The sequence below is a fragment of the Mumia sp. zg.B21 genome (assembly GCF_019550855.1).
In the GTDB taxonomy this organism is placed as follows: Bacteria; Actinomycetota; Actinomycetes; order Propionibacteriales; family Nocardioidaceae; genus Mumia.
The window spans coordinates 125,041-144,333 of sequence record NZ_JAHWCJ010000002.1 but is presented as its reverse complement, the minus strand read 5'-3'; the positions used below and the strand labels follow the sequence as shown (position 1 = coordinate 144,333).

General features: G+C 70.8%; 24 protein-coding genes. 15 read left to right on the top strand and 9 right to left on the bottom strand.

Annotation, left to right across the window (positions count from 1 at the left end; all coding sequences use genetic code 11):
- The first annotated feature begins 1 nt into the window (after position 1).
- The gene (locus KV100_RS09400; RefSeq protein WP_220342701.1) at positions 2-589 is read left to right on the top strand and encodes a TetR/AcrR family transcriptional regulator; all 588 of its coding nucleotides are present in this window, start codon (positions 2-4) and stop codon (positions 587-589) included.
- Positions 590-592: 3 nt separating this feature from the next.
- On the opposite strand, the gene KV100_RS09395 is transcribed toward KV100_RS09400, so the two are convergent.
- Positions 593-1,054, bottom strand: coding sequence for a thioesterase family protein (locus KV100_RS09395; protein ID WP_220342700.1), 462 nt, complete (start codon positions 1,052-1,054; stop codon positions 593-595).
- 93 nt (positions 1,055-1,147) lie between these two features.
- Between KV100_RS09395 and KV100_RS09390 the strand changes: the two genes are divergently transcribed.
- Positions 1,148-1,813: a VOC family protein gene (locus KV100_RS09390; protein WP_220342699.1), complete on the top strand. Its 666-nt coding sequence runs from the start codon at positions 1,148-1,150 to the stop codon at positions 1,811-1,813.
- On the opposite strand, the gene KV100_RS09385 is transcribed toward KV100_RS09390, so the two are convergent.
- Positions 1,814-2,623: a phosphotransferase family protein gene (locus tag KV100_RS09385; protein ID WP_220342698.1), complete on the bottom strand. Its 810-nt coding sequence runs from the start codon at positions 2,621-2,623 to the stop codon at positions 1,814-1,816.
- Positions 2,623-3,465 (bottom strand): alpha/beta hydrolase, encoded by an 843-nt coding sequence (locus KV100_RS09380; protein WP_220342697.1) that lies wholly within the window; start codon positions 3,463-3,465, stop codon positions 2,623-2,625. Before KV100_RS09380 ends, KV100_RS09385 begins: the two co-directional genes overlap by 1 nt.
- A gap of 230 nt (positions 3,466-3,695) precedes the next feature.
- Here KV100_RS09380 and KV100_RS09375 point away from each other — a divergent pair, with 230 nt between their 5' ends.
- The 3 genes from KV100_RS09375 (at position 3,696) to KV100_RS09365 (ending at position 6,970) form a co-directional block, all read left to right on the top strand.
- Entirely contained in the window at positions 3,696-4,334 is a 639-nt protein-coding gene (locus KV100_RS09375; RefSeq protein ID WP_220342696.1) for a TetR/AcrR family transcriptional regulator, read from the top strand.
- Between the two features lie 10 nt (positions 4,335-4,344).
- Positions 4,345-4,767, top strand: a complete 423-nt coding sequence (locus KV100_RS09370; protein ID WP_220342695.1) for a hypothetical protein — start codon at positions 4,345-4,347, stop codon at positions 4,765-4,767.
- 94 nt (positions 4,768-4,861) lie between these two features.
- On the top strand, positions 4,862-6,970 hold the full coding sequence (locus KV100_RS09365) for a M1 family metallopeptidase (protein ID WP_220342694.1): 2,109 nt from the start codon (positions 4,862-4,864) through the stop codon (positions 6,968-6,970).
- Between the two features lie 13 nt (positions 6,971-6,983).
- Here the strand turns inward: KV100_RS09365 and KV100_RS09360 are convergent, their stop codons facing one another.
- Positions 6,984-7,466, bottom strand: coding sequence for a hypothetical protein (locus tag KV100_RS09360; RefSeq protein WP_220342693.1), 483 nt, complete (start codon positions 7,464-7,466; stop codon positions 6,984-6,986).
- Positions 7,467-7,580: 114 nt separating this feature from the next.
- Entirely contained in the window at positions 7,581-8,618 is a 1,038-nt protein-coding gene (locus tag KV100_RS20155; protein WP_220342692.1) for a phosphatase PAP2 family protein, read from the bottom strand.
- Positions 8,619-8,693: 75 nt separating this feature from the next.
- Here KV100_RS20155 and KV100_RS09350 point away from each other — a divergent pair, with 75 nt between their 5' ends.
- The 3 genes from KV100_RS09350 (at position 8,694) to KV100_RS09340 (ending at position 12,163) form a co-directional block, all read left to right on the top strand.
- The gene (locus KV100_RS09350) at positions 8,694-9,617 is read left to right on the top strand and encodes a M15 family metallopeptidase (RefSeq protein ID WP_220342691.1); all 924 of its coding nucleotides are present in this window, start codon (positions 8,694-8,696) and stop codon (positions 9,615-9,617) included.
- Positions 9,618-9,684: 67 nt separating this feature from the next.
- On the top strand, positions 9,685-10,548 hold the full coding sequence (locus KV100_RS09345; RefSeq protein ID WP_220342690.1) for a CAP domain-containing protein: 864 nt from the start codon (positions 9,685-9,687) through the stop codon (positions 10,546-10,548).
- A complete protein-coding gene (locus tag KV100_RS09340; RefSeq protein ID WP_308291447.1) occupies positions 10,454-12,163 on the top strand; it encodes an FAD-dependent oxidoreductase in 1,710 nt (569 codons plus the stop codon). The genes KV100_RS09345 and KV100_RS09340 overlap by 95 nt, the downstream gene beginning before the upstream one ends.
- On the opposite strand, the gene KV100_RS09335 is transcribed toward KV100_RS09340, so the two are convergent.
- A complete protein-coding gene (locus tag KV100_RS09335; RefSeq protein ID WP_220342688.1) occupies positions 12,160-12,984 on the bottom strand; it encodes an alpha/beta fold hydrolase in 825 nt (274 codons plus the stop codon). The genes KV100_RS09340 and KV100_RS09335 overlap by 4 nt on opposite strands.
- A 107-nt stretch (positions 12,985-13,091) precedes the next feature.
- Between KV100_RS09335 and KV100_RS09330 the strand changes: the two genes are divergently transcribed.
- Positions 13,092-13,469, top strand: coding sequence for a helix-turn-helix transcriptional regulator (locus KV100_RS09330; RefSeq protein WP_220342687.1), 378 nt, complete (start codon positions 13,092-13,094; stop codon positions 13,467-13,469).
- Complete coding sequence (locus KV100_RS09325; RefSeq protein ID WP_220342686.1) at positions 13,466-13,978, top strand: SRPBCC domain-containing protein; 513 nt, start codon at positions 13,466-13,468, stop codon at positions 13,976-13,978. Before KV100_RS09330 ends, KV100_RS09325 begins: the two co-directional genes overlap by 4 nt.
- A gap of 9 nt (positions 13,979-13,987) precedes the next feature.
- On the opposite strand, the gene KV100_RS09320 is transcribed toward KV100_RS09325, so the two are convergent.
- Positions 13,988-14,734 (bottom strand): metallophosphoesterase, encoded by a 747-nt coding sequence (locus KV100_RS09320; RefSeq protein WP_220342685.1) that lies wholly within the window; start codon positions 14,732-14,734, stop codon positions 13,988-13,990.
- Between the two features lie 69 nt (positions 14,735-14,803).
- Here KV100_RS09320 and KV100_RS09315 point away from each other — a divergent pair, with 69 nt between their 5' ends.
- From KV100_RS09315 to KV100_RS09300, 4 genes are all read left to right on the top strand, one after another.
- Complete coding sequence (locus KV100_RS09315; protein ID WP_220342684.1) at positions 14,804-15,172, top strand: DUF4180 domain-containing protein; 369 nt, start codon at positions 14,804-14,806, stop codon at positions 15,170-15,172.
- Between the two features lie 109 nt (positions 15,173-15,281).
- A complete protein-coding gene (locus tag KV100_RS09310) occupies positions 15,282-15,863 on the top strand; it encodes a dihydrofolate reductase family protein (protein ID WP_220342683.1) in 582 nt (193 codons plus the stop codon).
- A 98-nt stretch (positions 15,864-15,961) separates the two neighbouring features.
- Positions 15,962-16,705, top strand: a complete 744-nt coding sequence (locus tag KV100_RS09305; protein WP_220342682.1) for a VOC family protein — start codon at positions 15,962-15,964, stop codon at positions 16,703-16,705.
- Positions 16,706-16,763: 58 nt separating this feature from the next.
- A complete protein-coding gene (locus KV100_RS09300) occupies positions 16,764-17,051 on the top strand; it encodes a DUF1905 domain-containing protein (protein WP_220342681.1) in 288 nt (95 codons plus the stop codon).
- A gap of 1 nt (position 17,052) precedes the next feature.
- Here the strand turns inward: KV100_RS09300 and KV100_RS09295 are convergent, their stop codons facing one another.
- On the bottom strand, positions 17,053-17,340 hold the full coding sequence (locus KV100_RS09295; protein WP_220342680.1) for a helix-turn-helix domain-containing protein: 288 nt from the start codon (positions 17,338-17,340) through the stop codon (positions 17,053-17,055).
- Between the two features lie 61 nt (positions 17,341-17,401).
- Between KV100_RS09295 and map the strand changes: the two genes are divergently transcribed.
- Complete coding sequence (map, locus tag KV100_RS09290; protein WP_220342679.1) at positions 17,402-18,208, top strand: type I methionyl aminopeptidase; 807 nt, start codon at positions 17,402-17,404, stop codon at positions 18,206-18,208.
- On the opposite strand, the gene KV100_RS09285 is transcribed toward map, so the two are convergent.
- Positions 18,205-19,284: an acyl-CoA desaturase gene (locus KV100_RS09285; RefSeq protein WP_220342678.1), complete on the bottom strand. Its 1,080-nt coding sequence runs from the start codon at positions 19,282-19,284 to the stop codon at positions 18,205-18,207. The genes map and KV100_RS09285 overlap by 4 nt on opposite strands.
- Positions 19,285-19,293: the final 9 nt, after the last annotated feature.

Here is a 19,293-nt window from a genome sequence, read left to right as displayed (position 1 = left end):
CATGACCGCGACCACCGACGGACGTCGAGCGCGCGGTGACGCGTCTCGTCAGAAGGTCGCCCGCTGCGCCGCGGACGTGGCGACGCTGCACGGGCTCGACTCTGTCTCCGTCGGTCGGCTCGCGACCGCGACCGGGGTCAGCAAGAGCGGCATCCTGACCGTCTTCGAGAACCGGGAGGCGATCCAGCTCGCGGCGATCGCCGAGGCCCGCCGCGTTTTCATCTCCGAGGTGATCGCGCCCGTGTGGTCGGCCGGGTCGGGATCGCGCCGGTTGACGGCGCTCGTCGAGAGCTGGGCCGCCTACGTCCGCCGCCGTGTCTTCCCCGGTGGGTGCTTCCTGGTGACGACCTCGGCAGAGTACGGCGCGCAGCACGGCGCGGTCGCCGACGCGGTGCGTCGTCTCGAGCGAGAGTGGCTCGACCTCTTGGCAGCCGACGCGGAGGCTGCGGGCGGGGACGGACGCATGGTCGCCTTCCAGCTCGACGCGTTCCTTTCCGCGGGCAGTGTCCGCTACGCCCTGTTCGAGGACGACGAGGAGCTCGGGCTGGCCGTCGGCTGTGCCCTCGACGTGATCGGTGCGCTCGGCTAGCAGCTAGGTGGTGCGCCGGACGTCGCCGCGGAGCAGTGGCGCCGCGTACTCCCACTGCTCGTCGGTCAACGGCGTCGGCCGCAACGTCGCCGGGTCGAGGTTGATGAGCCGCCGCGTGCCCTCGGCGTGCAGGGTCTCGTGATCGCTGGACAGGATCCGGAAGTGGTAGTTGACGCTTGTCCTGCCGACCTCCTCGACCCACAGGTGCACGGCCACGTCGCCGACGGCGGTCACGGGCTGGTGGAACGTCAGGTGGAGGTCGCGGATGACCTGGACCGACGTCGACGGGTCGAGGACCCAGCCGGCCCCGGTCCAGAAGTCGATGACCGCGTGGTCGAAGAGCCGTGCGTACTCGACGTGGTTGAGCATCCCGAAGCCGTCGAGGTCGTCGAGGTAGACCCGGACCGGGACCACCACCCCGTACGGTGGCTCGTCCGTGGTCGTCCTGCCGTCAGTGAGCGTCATGCGACCAAACATTACGACCGATCGGTCGTGATGTCACGGGGTTTGCGGCGCGTCGACCTGTGCGCCAGGCCGCCCTGACGCCAGCATGGGTCCATGAGCATCGAAACCTTGACCGGGCAGAGGGTCGCCGACGAGAAGCTGGACGGCTGGGTCTACCTCCTCGGTGGGCTCCAGACGCGGATACGCGTCCCCGACTTCGCCGCAGCGCTCCGTGTCGCGAACGCGATCGGCGCGGCCGCGGGGTCGACCCACCACGACCCCGACCTCGACCTGCGACCCACCCACGTCGACGTCCGTCTGACGCACCACGCGGCGGGAGGCGTCACCCGCGTCGACGTCGACCTCGCGCGCCGGATCAGCGCCGTCGTTGCGGATGCGGACGACGACGTCTCTCTCGAGCCGGCGACCGTCTCCCGGATCGAGCTCGCTCTGGACAGTCCGGCGTACGGCGAGGTGCTGCCGTTCTGGCGAGCCGCCCTGGCGATGGAGGAGTCACCCGTGCCGGAGGTCGACGACGAGATCCGCGACCAGCATCGTGCCCTGCCGACCGTCTGGTTCCAGCCGTCCGGCAGCGAGGAGCCACGCCAGCGGTGGCACCTCGACGTGTGGGTGCCGCCCGACCAGGTCCAGTCGCGGATCGACGCCGCCCTCGCCGCGGGGGGCACCGTCGCCAGCGACGACGAGGCGCCCAGCTTCTGGGTGCTCGCAGATCCCGAGGGCAACAAGGTCTGCCTCTGCACCTGGCAGGACCGCGACTGACTAACCCTCGTCGTCGAAGAGGGCGGCGATGGCCCGAGACGCGTTGCGCCGATAGAGGTCCCGGTCGGTCTCGATGCCGTAGGCGAGGTCCTCGAGCGCGCGGATCCGGGCGTGGAAGATCGCCCGAGTCCGAAGGTCGTCGACCTCGGGCTCGCCGTCGTCCGCGTCGAGTGCACGGTCGAACGCGCCGACGCCGAGGTCTCGCAGCACCAGTCCCAGGTCCAGCGCGGGATCGGTCAGCGCGGCGTCCGACCAGTCGATGACCCCGGTGATGACCTGGGCGTCCTCGTCGACGAAGACGTGCTCCGCGCCCAGGTCATTGTGGGAGAGCACCCGTCGCGCGGACGGCCGCGGTGCGGGCGACTCGAGGAAGCGTTCGACGGCGCGGTGACGGCCCACGGGGATCGCGCCGGCACACGCCCCGAGGAGCTCGACTCCCTCGGCGAGCAGATCGGCCGGTGCGGTGTCGTCGACGGGGACGAGCCCGGAGACGGAGGCCACGGGGATGCCGTGCAGCGCGGAGAGGAAGGCGCCCAGGTCGGCGCCGAGTCGATCTCGCGTCGGCTGGTCCAGCTCGGCGAGCCTGGTGAGCAGCGGACCGCCCGGGACGAGAGCCATCTCCATCACGTCGTCGTCCCGTCTGACATCGAGCACCTGGGGGACGGGCAAGGGCGAGACCGCCGCGACGAGCCGAAGCAGGGCCGCCTCGTCCCACGAGGTCAGGCAGTCGGCGCCTGGGAGGCGGCGCCGTACGAGCGTGCCGCGCTCGCTGCGCCGAACCTCGTGGTCGTGGCCGTCGGACAGCGGCATCACGTGTCGGTGACGGGCGCCGTACGGGACGTCGTGCCGGCATGCTCGAGGGACCACTCGAGCGCGTGGTCGGCGACGGCCTCCCAGCCCGGAGCGGCACACGTCCAGTGGTCGCGCCCCTCGAACTCGTGGTAGTCGGTGAGTGCGGCGGACTTCTTGTAGTGCTTGGCGTTCGCCCTGTTGACCGACGGCGGCATGATGTGGTCCTCGCCGCCCGCGATGAACAGCAACGGCGCCCGGTCGTCGTTGTCGTAGTCGACCCACGTCTCCTGGTGGCCCGGCTTGATGTTTGCGAGCAGCCCGTACTCCCAGACCCAGCTGCCCGGCGCGGGGACCTGGTAGCGCTCCCACGCCTGGTCGGACTCCGCCCTGGACAGGGTGTTGGCGAACGAGTAGTGGAACTCCTCCGGAGTGAATCCGACCGCCTTGGTCCGGGTGGCCGGGTTCTTGAGGATGGGAAAGAGCGATCTCACCTGTGACGGCGGGGTGACGTGGACCCCCTCGGTCGGTGCCGAGTCGATCACGACACCCGCAGCGCCGAGGCCGCGTGCAAGGAGAAGCTGGGTGAGCGTGCCGCCGAAGGAGTGGCCCATGATGACCGGCGGCGAGTCGAGACCCTCGATGACAGAAGCGAGGTGGCCGACGGTGTCAGGGACGGTGAGGCGGGCGATCACGTCGGTGTTCTCGCGCAGCGCCTCCACTTCGATCTCGAAGCCGGGGTAGCCGGGCGTCAGGACGCTGAATCCCTTGGCGCCGTAGTAGTCCACCCAGCCTTCCCAGCTGCGGGGGGTCATCCAGAGTCCGTGCACGAGCACGATCGTGTCGGGGCGGGTGTCGGTCATGTCGCGTCCTGTCGCTCAGCGGTCACCTGGTCGCCAGTGCGGGGACGCGTGAGGGGCCCGGTGCCGCCCCCGCCGGCCCGAGCCCCTTCATCCGCCTGGTACGAGACCGAACGGATATGAATAGATAAACAGACATCTTGACGGTTGACAAGATTTTTCGTATACATCTGTCAAGATTCTTTTTTTGCACGAGGGAGTCGGTGACTTTCGACCGGCGTATCGTGGGGCCCGTGAGTACCGCGGGGGGACGCGCCACGCGCCGGCAGGCGCGAGCCGGTCGTGCCTCGGACGACAAGTTCGAGCAACGGCGAGCCGAGCTGGCCAGCTCGGCTCTCTCCACCCTGGCCGATCGGGGCTTCGCCAACACGAGCCTGCGTGACATCGCCCAGAACTCTCCGTACTCGCACGGTGTCGTCCACTACTACTTCAGCGACAAGCTCGACCTGATGCAGCACTGCGTGCGGCAGTACAAGCGAGACTGCGTCAAGCACTACGACTCCATCATCGAGTCCGCGACCACGGCGAGGGAGCTCCGGGACGGTTACTCCGACGCCATGGTCGCCACGCTCCGTGACGAGACCGACCTGCACCGCATGTGGTACGACCTGCGCAACCAGAGCATGTACACGCCCGAGCTCGAGGGCGTCATCGAGGAGATCGACCTCCTCCTCGAGCAGATGGTGTGGCGTGTCGTCTGCCGCTACGCCGACCTCGCCGACAGCCCTCCCCGGGTCTCGTCACCCGTCGCATACGCCCTCTACGACGGGCTCTTCCTCCGAGCGCTGATCGACCTGCTGGCCGGGCGTACCGATGCCGCCGACACGCTGCGGCGCGAGTGTGCGGCACTCCTGCAGATGCTCTGCCCATAGCCTGAGGTCCATGCCCGACACCTCACCGCCACCGCTCTCGACGCCCCGTACGATCGGACGGTGGGCGCTCGGCGCCTTCCTCCTCTTCGCCGGCATCAGCCACCTCACCTTCGCGCGCCGCGAGTTCCTCGCCCAGGTCCCGGACTGGGTCCCGGTCGGCGCCGACACGGTGGTCATCGCGTCCGGCTTCGTGGAGGTTGGGCTCGGCGGCGCCCTGATCGGCCTTCCCGGCAGGCGCGTCCCGGTCGGATGGCTCACGGCGGCGTTCTTCGTGGCGATCTTCCCCGGCAACATCTCGCAGTACGTCACGCACACCGACGCGTTCGGTCTCAACGACGACAGGGCTCGGGCCGTCCGGCTGCTGTTCCAGCCGTTGCTCGTCCTGTGGGCGCTGTGGGCCACCGGAGCCTGGCGCGACCGTCGCCGCGGCTGACCGGTCGACCGGGGCACGGTGGTCTGCGCCCTCTTGCGCGGGAGTGTGACGTGGACGACAGTGAGGAACCGACGGTTCGTCTCCGGAGGTCGCCATGCGCCGCACGTTCCCTGCCCTCGTCTCGGTCTTCTCCGCCCTCGCTCTCGGTGCCGCCCTGCTCGGCGGGCCAGCGAGCGCTCATGATCGGCCCCACTTCACTCCCGGGGCCGCGGGCATCGGCGACCCGTACTTCCCGACCGACGGCAACGGCGGCTACGACGCGATCCACTACACGCTCGACGTCCGGTACGACCCGGCCACGGACCGGCTGGCCGGACAGGCCCGCATGCGTGCCCGTGCCACCCAGAACCTGTCTCGGTTCAACCTCGACCTCGAGGGACTGACCGTCCGTTCCGTGCGGGTGAACGGGCGCCGTGCGACCTGGCGGCACACCGGCGGTGAGCTGACGATCACCCCGCCACGCGGCCTCCGCAAGCGCACCACCTTCGTCACCGACATCCGGTACGACGGGGTCCCGCAGACTCTCGAGGACGGCTCGGGCTTCATCCACACCGACGACGGGGCGCTCGTCGTCGGTCAGCCCCACGTCGCCGACACCTGGTATCCGGTCAACGACCACCCGAGCGACAAGGCGTCGTACTCGTTCAAGATCACCGCGCCGAAGGGCCTGCGGGCCGTCGCCAACGGGGTCCCGCGTGGTCAGTCGACCTCGCGAGGGTGGACCACCTGGCTGTGGGAGGCACGCGAGCCGATGGCGTCGTACCTCACGACCGCGACCATCAGCGACTTCCGGGTGAAGGACTACCGCTATGACGGGATCCGGATGATCGAGGCGATCGACCCCAAGCTGTACGCGCGGGTGCCGGCGCGCACCGGCGACCAGTACGCCATCTCGCAGGCCGCCAGCCTGTCCTACAAGCGGCTGACCCGCACGGTCGAGGTCCCGGCGGCCGGTGGGCAGCTGAGCTTCTGGGTGGACCGGTCGACCGAGGAGGACTGGGACTACTTCTTCGTGGAGGCGCGGACGCCGGGCGGTGACGACTGGACGACGCTGCCCGACCTCGGCGGAGCGACCAGCACCGAGGTCGGCAACTCCTGCCCGTACTGGCTGTCGCTGCACCCGTTCCTCGAGCACTACCAGACGGCGCAGGGCGACGACACGTGCGCAGCGACGGGCTCGAGCGGGTCCTGGAACGCCGCCACCGGCCAGTCCGACGGTTACGAGCAGTGGCGCGTCGACCTGGGTGCCTGGACGGGCCGGTCGGTGGAGCTGTCCCTGACGTACGCGAGCGACGACGTGGTCCAGGCCGGCGGCGTCTTCGTCGACGACATCACCACCCCGACCGGAGCAGGCAGCACGTCGTTCGAGGCCGACGGCGACGAGCTGGACGGCTGGACCGTCAGCGGCGCTCCCGCAGGGAGCGAGCCCAACCCCAACGACTGGATCGCCGGCACGCCGGACGAAGGCCCCGCGACCGTCGGCGACAAGGCGGAGGCGGCGTTCGCCAAGCACCCGCGGATCCTCGACTTCTTGCAGGACACCTTCGGGCGCTACCCGTTCTCCTCGTCCGGTGGCATCGTCGATGCGTACCCCAACCTCGGGTTCGCCCTGGAGAACCAGACGCGGCCGATCTACTCGCAGGAGCAGATCGGTGGAAGCGAACAGGCCGCCGAGGCCGTGGTCGTGCACGAGCTCGCCCATCAGTGGTACGGGGACAGTCTCGCGGTCGAGCGGTGGAGCGACATCTGGCTCAACGAAGGCTTCGCGTCGTACGCCGAGTGGCTCTGGTGGGAGGACAAGGGCGAGGCCACGGCCCAGGAGATCTTCGACGACACCTACGCGGCCTACCCGGCCGAGGACCCGTTCTGGGACCTCACGATCGGCGACCCGGGACCGGACGGCCTGTTCGCGAACGCGGTGTACGACCGCGGTGCGATGACGTTGCACCAGCTGCGGCTCGCCGTCGGAGACGACGACTTCTTCGCGATCCTGCGCGGCTGGGCACGGCGCAACGCGGGCGGCAACGTCACGACCCCGCAGTTCATCGCCTACGCCGAGCGTGTCTCGGGGCAACAGCTCGACGACCTCTTCGACACGTGGCTCTACACGGCCAGCCGTCCGGAGGTCACCGGCACCTTCCTCCGGAGGTCGCCGGTGACGGGTCTGCCGCCGTTTGCGAGGGAGTGGCGCGCTCGGCGCTGACTCGAGGTCGTCGTCACAGCCCTTCCCACGGATAGCCGTGGCGTTGGAACGCGGCGGCGACTGCCTTGCGACTCGCCTCCACCTCCTGCTCGAAGAGGCGACGACCGTCGTGGCCGTCGATGACGACCTTCTTGCCGTCGCGATAGACCGCCACGACCTGCGTACGGTCGATGCGGCGGCGGTCGTCGCCGTGGTGCACCACCACGGCGTCGTCGTCGACCTCCAACCGGTAGGCGCCCCAGATCTCGGAGGCAGCGAGGGCGAGGCCGAGGAGCAGACCGACGGTAGGACGCGCCACCCACGCCCACGGCTGGTCGAACGACGCCACCCACTCCAGCGGGCCCTTGAACGGGACGACAGGGACGTCGGCCAACCATGCCGCCAGGACGGGGGCGAGCAGGAAGAGGAGGAGCCCGCCGACACCGAAGACGACGGCGGTGCCGATCGCGTCCGAGCGCGTGTAGCCGAGCGTCGTGGTGGGAGGTTCGACGGTCATGGCCCGACCGTACGAACGGTGCGGGCCACCCGGCATCGTCCGAAGGACTAGCCCGGCCTCGACCAAAGGCGATCCGCCCGTCCCGATCCGCAGACGAGAGGGACGCCGCCGCCCTCATTCTCGGCTCGGCTCCTCCGACCGCCGGGGGTAGACCGTCTTGCGGCCCAGGAAGACGGCGAGGAAGCCGATCGCGACCCCGGCCACGTCGTCGGCGACGTAGTGCCAGCCAAGGTAGAACGTCGCCACGATCGTGGCGAGGACGAAGACGCCGAGGACGTGGCTCAGGCGCCGGAGCCCGTAGTAGCGCGCCATCAACCAGACCAGCGTGGTGAACGCGACGTGCAGGCTCGCGAACGCGGAGATCTGCGCGAACGCGTCCGGCGCCTCCGGATGGGCCAGCAGCTGCTCGCGACCAGCGATGTCCTTCTCCCACATGTCCTGGATGACCGTGCGGGGAAGATCGGCGTAGTCCTCCGGCAGCCGCCAGAACGGTCCCAGGGATGGGATCAGGTAGTACGAGCCGACCCCGAGGATCCATCCCCACATGCCCGCCACGAGCATCACGAACCCGTGCCGGATGCGCGCCGTGAACACCAACGAGCCGAGCAGCATCGCCGTCACGACGGGCGTGAAAGCGGTGTAGACGACCGAGAGGATCGACATCGCGACCCCCTCGCCCAGCAGGTCGTGCAGCGCCTCGCCCGGAGTGCTGCCGAAGAACAGCCACCGGTCCCAGCTCAGGAGCAGGTCGTCGCGGGGGTCGAGCAGGACGTCCCAGCTCTTGAGGTTGTGGTAGCAGAGATAGACGAGGTAGTAGGCGACGAGCCCGCTCACCGCGGCGGCGGTCCTGCGTGCCGTCCACCTCGCGCGGAGAGCGCCCAGGGTCGTACGCACCGTCCGTGGGTGGGCTCGCCAGCAGGCGTCGACGACGGCGAGCACCAGCAGTCCGGGCAGCGCGATCGCCAGCCGTGAGAGGAAGAAGGCGTTGCCCGGGTCGCGGATCGGGATGCCGGCGACAGATGCGCCGACCAGCGTGACGACGGCGAACGCACCGACCACGAGCCACGTACGCCAGTACCAGCCCTGCCCCGAGCGGATCCGCCACCGGGCGCTCGACCCGGTGACACCGTCGGAGCGGGTGGTTGGCCCCACGGTCGCAGCGTACGCCGGGGCGAGTGCCTCGTTCGTTCGGCGGCGCCGACAACATCGGGTTCTAGACTCGGAAGGATGCAGCGCCGCCGCGTACGCACCTCGCTCCCTGCTCTCGGGATCGCGCTGGCCGTCGTGCTCGCGGGCTGCAAGGGTGACCCGGACGCGCAGCCGACGACCGGCTCCGAGAGCACCCCGGCATCGGCGTCGCCGAGCGCGAGCCCACCGACGACCGCGCCCTCCGCGACGACACCACCCGCGGCCACGCCGACGCCCTCGTCGAGGCCCGCCCCGGGCACGGTGCCTCCGGCGTGGTTGGGCAGGCGGGTGCTCCCCGTCACCACGGACGGCTTCGGTGAGGTCCGCCCGACCCCTCCGGCACTGCGGAACCGTCGGTTCACCCTCCCGGACCAGCTGCCGGCGTTGCCCGGGTCGGGTTTCGCCAGCCGGATCGTGTCGCCACCGCCGGACAGCGTCATCGACCGCTCCACCTGGCGGGCCGGCTGCCCGGTCGCGCGGTCCGACCTCGCCTGGATCCGCCTGACGTTCTGGGGCTTCGACGACGCCCGCCACACCGGCGAGCTCCTGGTCAACAAGACGGTCGCCCGCAAGGTCGTCCGCGCCTTCCGGGCGATGTACGCCGCCCGCTTCCCGATCGAGGAGATGCGCATCACCCGCGCTGCGGAGCTGTCGGCACCGCCGACCGGTGACGGCAACAACACCGGTGCCTTCAACTGCCGGCCCACCCGCGGCACGACCACGTTCTCCCAGCACGCCTATGGTCTGGCGGTCGACATCAACCCGTTCCAGAACCCGTACGTCAAGGGCGACCTGGTCCTGCCCGAGCTGGCGACCGCCTATGTCGACCGCAACCGCGTCCGGCCCGGGATGATCCTCGCCGGCGGACCGGTCGTCCGGGCGTTCGAGACGATCGGCTGGGGATGGGGCGGGGCGTGGAGGACGCTCAAGGACTACCAGCACTTCAGCCGCGACGACCGCTGAGCCGGCCGCCGAGCAGCCCCGTCGCGCGACTGGACCCGACCCCCGGGGGAACCGCTAGTCTCCACGGGTGACGACACGAGACCGAAGGGTGGCCGCGCCCGTCGTGGTCCTGGCGCTGACGTTCCTCCTCGTGCTGGTCGGGGGCGCCCCCGCCCTCGCTGGGTCCGACGCCGACACCATCGGTGCACGCGCGAACGCTGCCCGCGCGGCGCAGGGCCTCGCACCGCTGACCCGCAACGCCAACCTCGACGCGGTCGCGCTCGCCTGGGCACACCGGATGGCCGATGCCCGGCGCATGTCGCACAACCCCGACGTCGCCGACCAGATCCCGAGCGGGTGGCGTCGGGTGGGTGAGAACGTCGCGATGGGCTATCCGAGCGGTGCCGCCATGCACGGCGGCTGGATGGACTCCTCGGGACACCGTGCGAACATCCTCGGCGACTACACCGACATCGGGATCGCCTTCATCAGGGCGGGCGGCAGCACCTGGGGCGTGCAGGTGTTCGCGAACTATCCCGGCTCCGGCTCGCGACCGGCTCCCGCGGCCCCCACGACTCCCTCGGCCACCCCGACACCGAAGCCGAGCGCGGCACCCGCGAAGCCGAAGGCCGCGCGGACGTCACCGCGACCGACAACCGCTCCGACCCAGGCGCCGAAGCCTCCTCGGACGACACCGACGCCGAGCGTGACGCCCAGCCCGAGCACGGCCCCGACCCCGACGACGGCGGAGACCTCCGCGCCCGTCGCCGGCGCACTCGCGGAGCCGGGTGGTCCGTCGGACCGCGCCCGCCCTGTCGCCTCCGATCCGCTCGACGGAGTCGGTCGTACGACCTCGGCTGCCGTGGTCGCGGGAGTCGGCGCGGTCTCGCTGGCCGCGCTGGCTCTGGGCCTTCGCCGGCGTACGGCTGACTCCGGCCGCCACCGCGGCTGACGACCCTCGCGGGGCGCCGACCGATCCGGGCGCGGGCACGACGAAGGCAGGAAGCCATGCTCCCTGCCCTCCTCAACGTATAGCGCACCCCTGGGCTTGCGGCAAGCCCCCGTCGCTGCCCCAGACTGCTCGGTGCCGAGCGAACAGGAGGGCTGAGATGAACGACGTGGTCGTCGTAGGAAGCGGGCCAACGGGGCTGATGCTCGCGGGAGAGCTGGCCTTGGCAGGAGTGGAGGTCACGGTCGTCGAGCGGCGACCGACACCGGAGCTCGCGGGCTCCCGGGCGGGTGGGTTCCACGCGCGCACGATCGAGGTGCTCGACCAGCGGGGGATCGCCGACAGGTTCCTGGCCGAGGGGCAGACGGTCCAGGTGGTCAGCTTCGGCAGCACGATGCTGGACCAGAGCAACTTCCCCACCCGGCACCCGTACTCGCTGGGGTTGTGGCAGAACCACATCGAGCGCATCCTGCTCGGCTGGGTGGAGGAGCTGGGGGTGCCCATCCGTCGCGGCCTCGAGGTGACGGGTGTCGCCCAGGACGAGACCGGGGTCGTCCTCCGTCTTGCGGACGGGTCACCGCTCCGGGCGCCGTACGTCGTCGGTGCCGACGGCGGACGCAGCATCGTCCGCAAGGAGGCCGGCATCGCGTTCGAGGGCTCGGACGCGACGCGCAGCCACCTGATCGCCGAGGTGCAGGTGAGGGAAGACATCCCGGACGGGATCCGTCTCGACGCGACGGGCATCCACGGGTTGGGCGTCATGGACGACGGGCGCACCGTCCGGGTCGTGGTGACCGAGCAGCGGCTCGGCCCCGCCACGGATCCCACGCTCGAGGACCTCGGTGAGGCGTTGAAGGACGTGTACGGCACGGACTTCGGCGTCCACGACCCGACGTGGGTCTCACGGTTCACCGACGCGACCCGGCAGGCCGCCGCCTATCGGGCAGGACGGGTGCTCGTCGCCGGCGACGCCGCCCACGTCCATCACCCGGCGGGTGGGCAGGGGATCGGTCTCGGCGTGCAGGACGCGGTGAACCTGGGCTGGAAGCTGGCGCAGGTGGTCAAGGGCACCTCGCCCGTCGAGCTCCTGGACACCTACCAGGCGGAGCGGCACCCGGCCACCGCCCGCGTGCTCGAGTACACGATGGCGCAGTCGATGCTCCAGCGAGGTGATGCCCGGACCGCGGCGCTGAGCCGCACGATCGCCCAGATGGTGGGGTTCGACGGCCCTCGCACCCTGATGGCGGGTCTCGCCTCGGGGCTGGACACCGCCTACGACCTCGGCGAGGGCCATGCCCTGCTCGGTCGTCGCATGCCCGACCTCGACCTGGTCGCGCCCGACGGCGACCGTCGTGTCTACTCCCTGCTGCACGGTGCCCGCCCCGTCCTCCTCGACCTCGGGACGACCGAGCATCTCGGCGCCGAGCCGTGGGCGGACCGCGTCCAGCACGTACGGGCGCAGGTCGCAGGAGCGTGGGAGCTGCCCGTGCTGGGCGAGGTCGCCGCTCCGAGCGCCGTGCTCGTCCGGCCCGACGGTCATGTCGCCTGGGTGGGGGACGGAACGCCGGCGGGACTCAGGGAGGCCCTCACGACGTGGTTCGGGCCGGCTCGGTCCTAGCGCTGCCGACCGACCACCTCGCGTGCCGCGCGGTCCGCCGTCCCGAAGAAGTCCGAGAGCGCGAGGGCCAGGGCCTCCTGGTCAACGCCGTGCCACCCGCCCGGCAGACTCCGGTGGCTGCCGTAGGGAAGGGCGCGGGACGCCGCGGAGGCCCAGCCCGTGAGGTCGTCGGTGCTGCCGCTGCTGTCGAGGACGAGCGCAGGGACGTCGACGCGCTCCAGGAGACGGTGCGACGACTCGTCCGAGAGTCGCGCGTCATAGGCCAGGGTCGGCGCGACCGAGACCATCGCCTCCCACGCTGGGGTGTCACGCATGCCGTCGGTGATCTCGTCGGGGACCCCGATCGACCGGTGGAAGTACGCGGTCGCCTCGTCGTGACGGCCCGCCGCGAGCAGCGACTCCAGCGTGACTGTGAATGCGCTGTCACCCTCTGCCGGCTCGGCCTGGAGCGGGGGTTCGAGAAGGGCGAGCGCGCGCAGGCCGACGCCGGCGGCAGCGGCGTGCAGGGCCACGAGTGCCCCGCTGGAGAAGCCGTACGCGAAGGCGGGAGCCCCGGCGGCGGCGACGACCGCGGCCAGGTCCTCGACCTCGCGGCTCACGGCGTACGGCGGGGTGTCCGCGCTCAACCCGCGCCCGCGCCGGTCGTACTGGTAGACGCGGAAGTCAGAGGCGAGGCGCTCGGCGAGTCCGTCGAAGGCGCTGAAGCCGCGGAAGTGGGCTGCCGGCTCGACGAGCACGAGCGGTGGCCCGGCCCCCCGGCGGTCGTAGGCGATCACCGTGCCGTCCGCGGACGTCGTGGTGTGGTCGTGGATGGACAGCATGGTTCCTCCTGCATGGTTCTTGGGGCAGACCGCCGGTGTCGGCACAACTCATCGCCGACGGGGCACCGGGTCTTGACAATAGGTAACGCCTCAGTTACCAATGAGCGATGGAGGTTTTCGAGGCGGTGGCGGACCCGGTACGCCGCGATCTGCTGACCCGACTGCTCGACGGGCCGAGCCGGGTTGTCGACCTCGCGGCTGCGCACCCCATCAGCAGGCCTGCGATCAGCAGACACCTCAAGGTGCTCGCTGACGTCGGGCTCGTCGAGGCGGAGACCGTCGGGCGCGAACGCCGCTACCGGGTGCGGCTCGAGGGCCTCGAGCCCTTGCGCGTCTGGCTCGACGAGATGCGCCCTCCGACGTCCCGCTTCAGCGAGCGTGCTCTCGACGGCCTCGACCTCGAGGTCCGCCGTACGGTCCGGGAGCGGGCAGCAGGGCGACCCGCGACCGAGCAGGACCACCCCCACCACGAGGAGACCGCATGACCATCGCACCGACCGGACGCCGCGAGAGCCGCAACGGCACCGAGTACGTCGTCTTCCACCGCCGGTTCGCCGCTCCGGTCGAGGACGTGTGGGCGGCCGTCACCGAGCCTGAGCGGCTCGAGCGCTGGATCGGCACGTGGACCGGTGACCCCGCGACGGGGGAGGTCATCTTCACGATGACGGCCGAGGGTCCGGACACGCCCGAGGAGCGCTACGTGGTCGAGGAGTGCGCGCCGCCGCGGCGCCTCGTCGTCCGGTTCGCGGATCCGTCCGAAGGCTCGGGACCGGACTGGGTGCTCGAGCTCGACCTGGACGACTCCGAAGGTTTCACGACGCTGGCGTTCGCGCAGGCGATGCCCGACGCCGAGACCGCCTCGAGCGTCGGCCCCGGCTGGGACTACTACCTCGACCGGCTGGTCGTCGCCGAGCGGGGGGACGACCCGGGCGAGCTCGACTACGAGCAGTACGCCGCGGACCAGTCCGAGTACTACCGCTCGGCGTTCTCCTGAGCGCAGCGGTCAGCGTCCGTCACGCGGGCCGAAGGCCTGCACGGCCGCCGCGTCGCTGTGGCGTGCGCGCACATACTCGTCGGCCCACTCCGCACGGCGCCCGTACGCCGATCGCCGGACGACCTCCGCGACCACGGCGTCGACGTCGATCGAGGTGTGACGCAGGCTGACCTGACCGTCTCGCAGCAGCGCCCACGAGCCTCCCGGTCGTCCGTACGGCATGCCGATGCTGCCGGAGTTGACCACCAGACGCCGGTCGACGAGCCGTACGAACGGCATGTGGGTGTGGCCGCAGACCACGGTGCGGACCTCGTCGCCGAGGTCGGCGAACACCTCGGCCCACCGCTCGAGCCGGGTGTCGACGAGCACGACCTCGCCGTCGTCGCGGGGTGTCCCGTGGCAGAAGACCACCGGACCGAACCCGTCGACGTCGAGGCGCACCGGGTGCGGGAGCGCGTCGAGGAGCGCGACCTGGTCAGGCCGCAGCTGCCGTCCCGCCCACAGCGACTCGGGGTGCTCCGACGTCCCCCCTCGAGCCACCACCACGAGCTCGCGGTCGGCGTTGCCGCGGACGAGGACCGCGCGGTCGCCCAGCGACACGAGGCGGTCGAGCACCTCCACGGGCATCGGGCCCGCAGCATGGTCACCGGTGACGACGATCCGGTCGGCGCGGGCGACGTCGGGCTCGGCGAGGACCGCGTCGAGCACGGGGAGCACACCGTGGACGTCGGAGAGGACGGCGATCGAGGAGACCACGGGCCGAACGTAGCGCGGAAGCGAGAATCCGGGTGCGCTCGGCCACGGTGTCGTCGTACGGTCACCGGCATGCGCATCGACCAGCACGGGGACCTCCGCGTCCTCTCGCTCGACCCCGACGGGCCGCCGATCGCCACCCCGGCCGACGGCGCCCAGCTCGTCGGCGACGCCTGGGCGCACGACGCGCAGATGGTCGTGGTGCCCGCTTCCCGGCTCGATCCGGAGTTCTTCCGGCTCCGCTCGGGGTTGGCGGGGGAGATCCTCCAGAAGCTGGTGAACTACCGCATCCGGCTCGCCGTGCTGGGCGACATCACGGCGTACGTCGAGGCGAGCGACGCGCTGCGTGATCTCGTACGCGAGTCCAACAAGGGGAGCCAGGCGTGGTTCGTCCCGGACGAGGATGCCCTCGCCGCCCGCCTCTCCTCCGCGATTCGGTGAGGAGATCGAGCCTGCTCCGCCGGGTGCACCCGATTTCCTCACCGAATCGCGCGCTGACGTGGCCCGAATTCGGGTGACGTCCTCCGCCGTGCATGGTTGTGTCGGCGCTATGCGAGCGATGACCTACTACATCGGCCTCACCCTCGACGGCTTCATCGCCGGACCGGACGACGAGGTCGACTTCTTCCCGATGTCCGACGACTTCATGGGCTTCATGGCGACCGAGTGCGCTGATGCCCTCCCGGTCCAGGCACGCGAGGCGCTCGGCGTTGCTGACACGCCGTTGACCACGTACGACACGGTCGTGATGGGACGGCGCACGTACGACCCGGGCCTGGCGCTCGGGCTCACCAACCCGTACGCCCATCTCCGCACGGTGGTCTTCAGCCGCTCGCTCGCAGAGTCGCCCGACCCCAAGGTCGAGGTCACCACCGCCGACCCGGTGACACGGGTGCGCCAGCTCAAGGCGGAGGGGTCGCCGCTGGGGATCTATCTCGCCGGCGGTGGTGTGCTCGCCGGTCAGCTGCTCAACGAGATCGACCGGATGGTTGTCAAGAAGTACCCGGTCGTCGCCGGCACGGGCGTCCCCGCATTCACGGCGGCGTTCCGGCCCACAGCGTTCGCGCTCGACGACGTGGCGACGTTCGACAACGGCTGCGCCGTCCTCACCTACCACCGCGCGATTCGGTGACGAAATCGGGCGAGTCCGAGCCGGGACCCCCGATCTCCTCACCGAATCGCGGGGGTGATCGCGGGGGTGAGGGCGGGGGCGGGGGCGGGAGCGGGGGTGTGCCGCGGTGGGTCACGGCGTTCATCGACCAGCCCGCCGACTCGGCCAGCAGCGCACTGGCGTTCTGGGAGGGGGTCACCGGCACGCAGGCGTCGCCGCCTCGGGGGGAGAACGACGAGTTCCGCACGTTGCTGCCGCCGCACGGCGATGCCTACCTCCGCCTCCAGGTCGTCCCGGACGGTCTTCCACGGGTCCACCTGGACCTGCACGTGGACGACCTGGCGGCGGGGCGGGAAGCCGCGGTGCGCGAGGGTGCCACGATCACGGCCGAGCCCGGCACCCACGTCGTGCTCAGCTCACCGGGTGGCATGCCGTTCTGCCTCGTGCCGTACGAGGGTGAGCACGAGGTGCCCGCACCGATCGCGTGGGAGAGCGGTGCGCGAAGCGTCCTCGACCAGGTGTGCCTCGACATCCCGCCGGCGTCGTACGCCGACGAGTGCCGGTTCTGGGCCGGGCTCACCGGGTGGACGTTCCGTGACGAGGACACTCCGGAGTTCGCACGGCTCGTGCGGCCGGAGGGGATGCCGTTGGGCATCCTGCTCCAACGCCTGGAGGACCCGCCTGCGCACGGCGCGGTGACCGCTCACCTCGACCTCGCCGGTGGCCGGGACGGAGCCGATGCGGTGGCTGACCGCCACAAGGCCCTCGGTGCCGACGAGCGGTGGAGGTCGCAGGGGTGGATCACCCTGCGCGACCCGTCTGGCCGCAACTACTGCGTCACCCGGCGAGAGCCTCCGCGATGAGTTCGCGGTCGGGTCGCGGTCTGTCGAGAGACCGACACCAACCAACGAGGAGCTCGCCATGGATCGTGCCCTGCCGCAACCGCTCGACCACACGTTCACCGCGCCGATCGAGAAGGACGGCGCCTTCGCCACCTATCTCACCGTTCCCGGTTCTGCTGAGCTGCTGGGGACGCGCCGCGCGGTGAAGGTCACTGGGACCATGGACGGACACACGTTCGCGGCCACGCTGATGCCGTCCGGACAGGGACCCCACTGGCTTCCCGTCCGTAGGGACCTCTGTCGAGCGATCGGCAAGGACGCCGCGGGCGAGCCGGTCGACGTCCGCCTCGAGCAGCGGCTGAGCTGACCTACGCGCCGTCGCCGGCGACAGGTGCCGAGAGTCGCGCGCGACCGGACTGGTTGATCTCGGCCCAGACGACGTCCAGGGAGAGGTCGAGAGCATCGGCGAGCGCGGCGATGGTCGTGAAGGCCGGGGTCGCGACGCGGCCCGCCTCGATCTTGCGGAGGGTCTCCGGCGAGACGCGGGCGTCGAGCGCGATGTCGAGCATCGAGCGGTCACCCCTCGCGCGACGCAGCAGGGTGCCGAGGCGCCGTCCTCGCTCCACCTCGGCCGCCGTGTGCGGCAACCTGACCATGCGGCGATTCTAGACCGGGATAACCTGACCGGGATAGTTATTGGTACGAGGAAGGCGTCGCATGATCGAGATCCTGACCCCCGCCCGGCTGTCCCGAGCGAGGGAGACCGGAGCACTGGTCGCCGACATCCTGCACACGCTCAAGGGTCGCGCCGCGGTCGGGACGAACCTCCTCGACATCGACCGGTGGGCCCAGACGATGATCGTCGAGGCGGGGGCGCAGTCCTGCTACGTGGACTATGCGCCGGCCTTCGGTCGCGGGCCGTTCGGGCACTACATCTGCACGTCCGTCAACGATGCCGTCCTCCACGGCCTGCCCCACGACTACACGCTCGTCGACGGTGACCTGGTGTCGCTCGACCTGGCCGTCTCCCTGGGTGGTGTGGTCGCCGACTCGGCCATCAGCTTCGTGGTGGGCGACTCGCCGGCCCCGGAGGACGTCGCGCTGATCGACGTGACCGAGCGCGCCCTGGCGGCCGGGATCGCCGTCGCCGGGCCGGACGCTCGCGTCGGTGACGTCGCCCATGCCATCGGGACGGTGCTCAGCGAGGCGGGATATCCGATCAACACCGAGTTCGGCGGCCACGGTGTCGGGTCGACGATGCACCAGGACCCGCACATCCCCAACACCGGGCGGCCCGGCCGTGGTTATCGGTTGCGGCCCGGGCTGCTGCTGGCGCTGGAGCCCTGGGTCATGGCCGACACCGATCGGCTCGTCACCGATGCCGACGGGTGGACGCTGCGCAGCGCGACCGGCTCCCGTACGGCGCACAGCGAGCACACGGTCGCCATCACTGCCGACGGGGCCGAGATCCTGACCCTGCCCAGGCCGGCGCGCGGACAGGCCGGCGCCGACCCGTCGAGCTAGGCCGTACGCAGCTGCGCGGCCAGCGGGCAGTCGAACGGGTCGCGCGCTCGCAGGCCGACGTTGTTGAGGTAGTCGACGACGATCCGGTACGACCGGAGCAGCCCGACCTCGGTGTACGGGACGGCGTGCCGCTCGCAGAACCGGCGGACGATCGGCTGCGCCCGGCGCAGGTTGACGCGCGGCATGCTGGGGAAGAGGTGGTGCTCGATCTGATAGTTCAGGCCGCCCATCATCAGGTCGGTGAACGGACCGCCGCGAACGTTGCGCGAGACGAGGACCTGACGCCGCAGGAAGTCGAGGCGCATCGCCTCCGGCACGATCGGCATGCCCTTGTGGTTGGGTGCGAACGACATGCCCAGGAGCACGCCGAACACCGCCATCTGCACCGCGAAGAACGCCACGGCCATGCCGAGCGGGAGCGCGACCAGGAGGATCACCACGAACGCGAGGAGGCGGAGCGACACGACGGTCAGCTCGAGTCGCCGCCACGGAAGGCCCGAGGAGCGGTCCATCGTCGTCCGGACGCTCGCATAGTGCAGGTTGAGGCCCTCGAGGGTGAGCAGGGGGAAGAAGAACCAGCCCTGGTTGGCGGCGAACCAACGGCCGAACGCCGTCCGGCGCTGCTGCACGATCTCGGGGGTGAAGGCGAGAGCACCGGGGGCGATGTCGGGGTCGACGACCTCCTGGTTGGGGCCCTTGTGGTGCTTGTTGTGCTTGGCGCGCCACCAGCCGTAGCTGAGACCGGCGAACCCGCAGGCGAGGACGCGGGCGGCCCATGCGTTGGCCGCTCCCGAGCGGAAGATCTGCCGGTGCGCGGCGTCGTGGCCGAGGAAGCCGAACTGTGTCATGACGAAGCCGAGCGCTGCTGCGACCGCCAGCTGCCACCACGAGTCGCCGATCAGGAAGAAGGCCACCCAGAGTGCGAAGAACGCACCGATGGTCGCGGTGATGCGCACGGCGTACCAGCCGTGCCGGCGCTCGAGCAGACCGTGGTCGCGGACCTCGTTGAGCAGCTCGGAGAAGCGTGCCGTCGTCGGATGGGCGGACGGGCGGGTGGGTTCGGCCTGGAGGGTCATGGGACCTCG

What these genes read in the sequence shown, in the direction of transcription:
- KV100_RS09350 (WP_220342691.1), top strand. Translation starts at nt 8,694, where the DNA reads ATGCAGCGCCGCCGCGTACGCACCTCGCTCCCTGCTCTCGGGATCGCG.
- KV100_RS09300 (WP_220342681.1), top strand. Translation starts at nt 16,764, where the DNA reads ATGGATCGTGCCCTGCCGCAACCGCTCGACCACACGTTCACCGCGCCG.
- KV100_RS09370 (WP_220342695.1), top strand. Translation starts at nt 4,345, where the DNA reads ATGCCCGACACCTCACCGCCACCGCTCTCGACGCCCCGTACGATCGGA.
- KV100_RS09360 (WP_220342693.1), bottom strand. Translation starts at nt 7,466, where the DNA reads ATGACCGTCGAACCTCCCACCACGACGCTCGGCTACACGCGCTCGGAC.
- map (WP_220342679.1), top strand. Translation starts at nt 17,402, where the DNA reads ATGATCGAGATCCTGACCCCCGCCCGGCTGTCCCGAGCGAGGGAGACC.
- KV100_RS09285 (WP_220342678.1), bottom strand. Translation starts at nt 19,284, where the DNA reads ATGACCCTCCAGGCCGAACCCACCCGCCCGTCCGCCCATCCGACGACG.
- KV100_RS09335 (WP_220342688.1), bottom strand. Translation starts at nt 12,984, where the DNA reads ATGCTGTCCATCCACGACCACACCACGACGTCCGCGGACGGCACGGTG.
- KV100_RS09365 (WP_220342694.1), top strand. Translation starts at nt 4,862, where the DNA reads ATGCGCCGCACGTTCCCTGCCCTCGTCTCGGTCTTCTCCGCCCTCGCT.
- KV100_RS09400 (WP_220342701.1), top strand. Translation starts at nt 2, where the DNA reads ATGACCGCGACCACCGACGGACGTCGAGCGCGCGGTGACGCGTCTCGT.
- KV100_RS09380 (WP_220342697.1), bottom strand. Translation starts at nt 3,465, where the DNA reads ATGACCGACACCCGCCCCGACACGATCGTGCTCGTGCACGGACTCTGG.
- KV100_RS09295 (WP_220342680.1), bottom strand. Translation starts at nt 17,340, where the DNA reads ATGGTCAGGTTGCCGCACACGGCGGCCGAGGTGGAGCGAGGACGGCGC.
- KV100_RS09390 (WP_220342699.1), top strand. Translation starts at nt 1,148, where the DNA reads ATGAGCATCGAAACCTTGACCGGGCAGAGGGTCGCCGACGAGAAGCTG.
- KV100_RS09315 (WP_220342684.1), top strand. Translation starts at nt 14,804, where the DNA reads ATGCGCATCGACCAGCACGGGGACCTCCGCGTCCTCTCGCTCGACCCC.
- KV100_RS09325 (WP_220342686.1), top strand. Translation starts at nt 13,466, where the DNA reads ATGACCATCGCACCGACCGGACGCCGCGAGAGCCGCAACGGCACCGAG.
- KV100_RS09395 (WP_220342700.1), bottom strand. Translation starts at nt 1,054, where the DNA reads ATGACGCTCACTGACGGCAGGACGACCACGGACGAGCCACCGTACGGG.
- KV100_RS09310 (WP_220342683.1), top strand. Translation starts at nt 15,282, where the DNA reads ATGCGAGCGATGACCTACTACATCGGCCTCACCCTCGACGGCTTCATC.
- KV100_RS09385 (WP_220342698.1), bottom strand. Translation starts at nt 2,623, where the DNA reads ATGCCGCTGTCCGACGGCCACGACCACGAGGTTCGGCGCAGCGAGCGC.
- KV100_RS09330 (WP_220342687.1), top strand. Translation starts at nt 13,092, where the DNA reads ATGGAGGTTTTCGAGGCGGTGGCGGACCCGGTACGCCGCGATCTGCTG.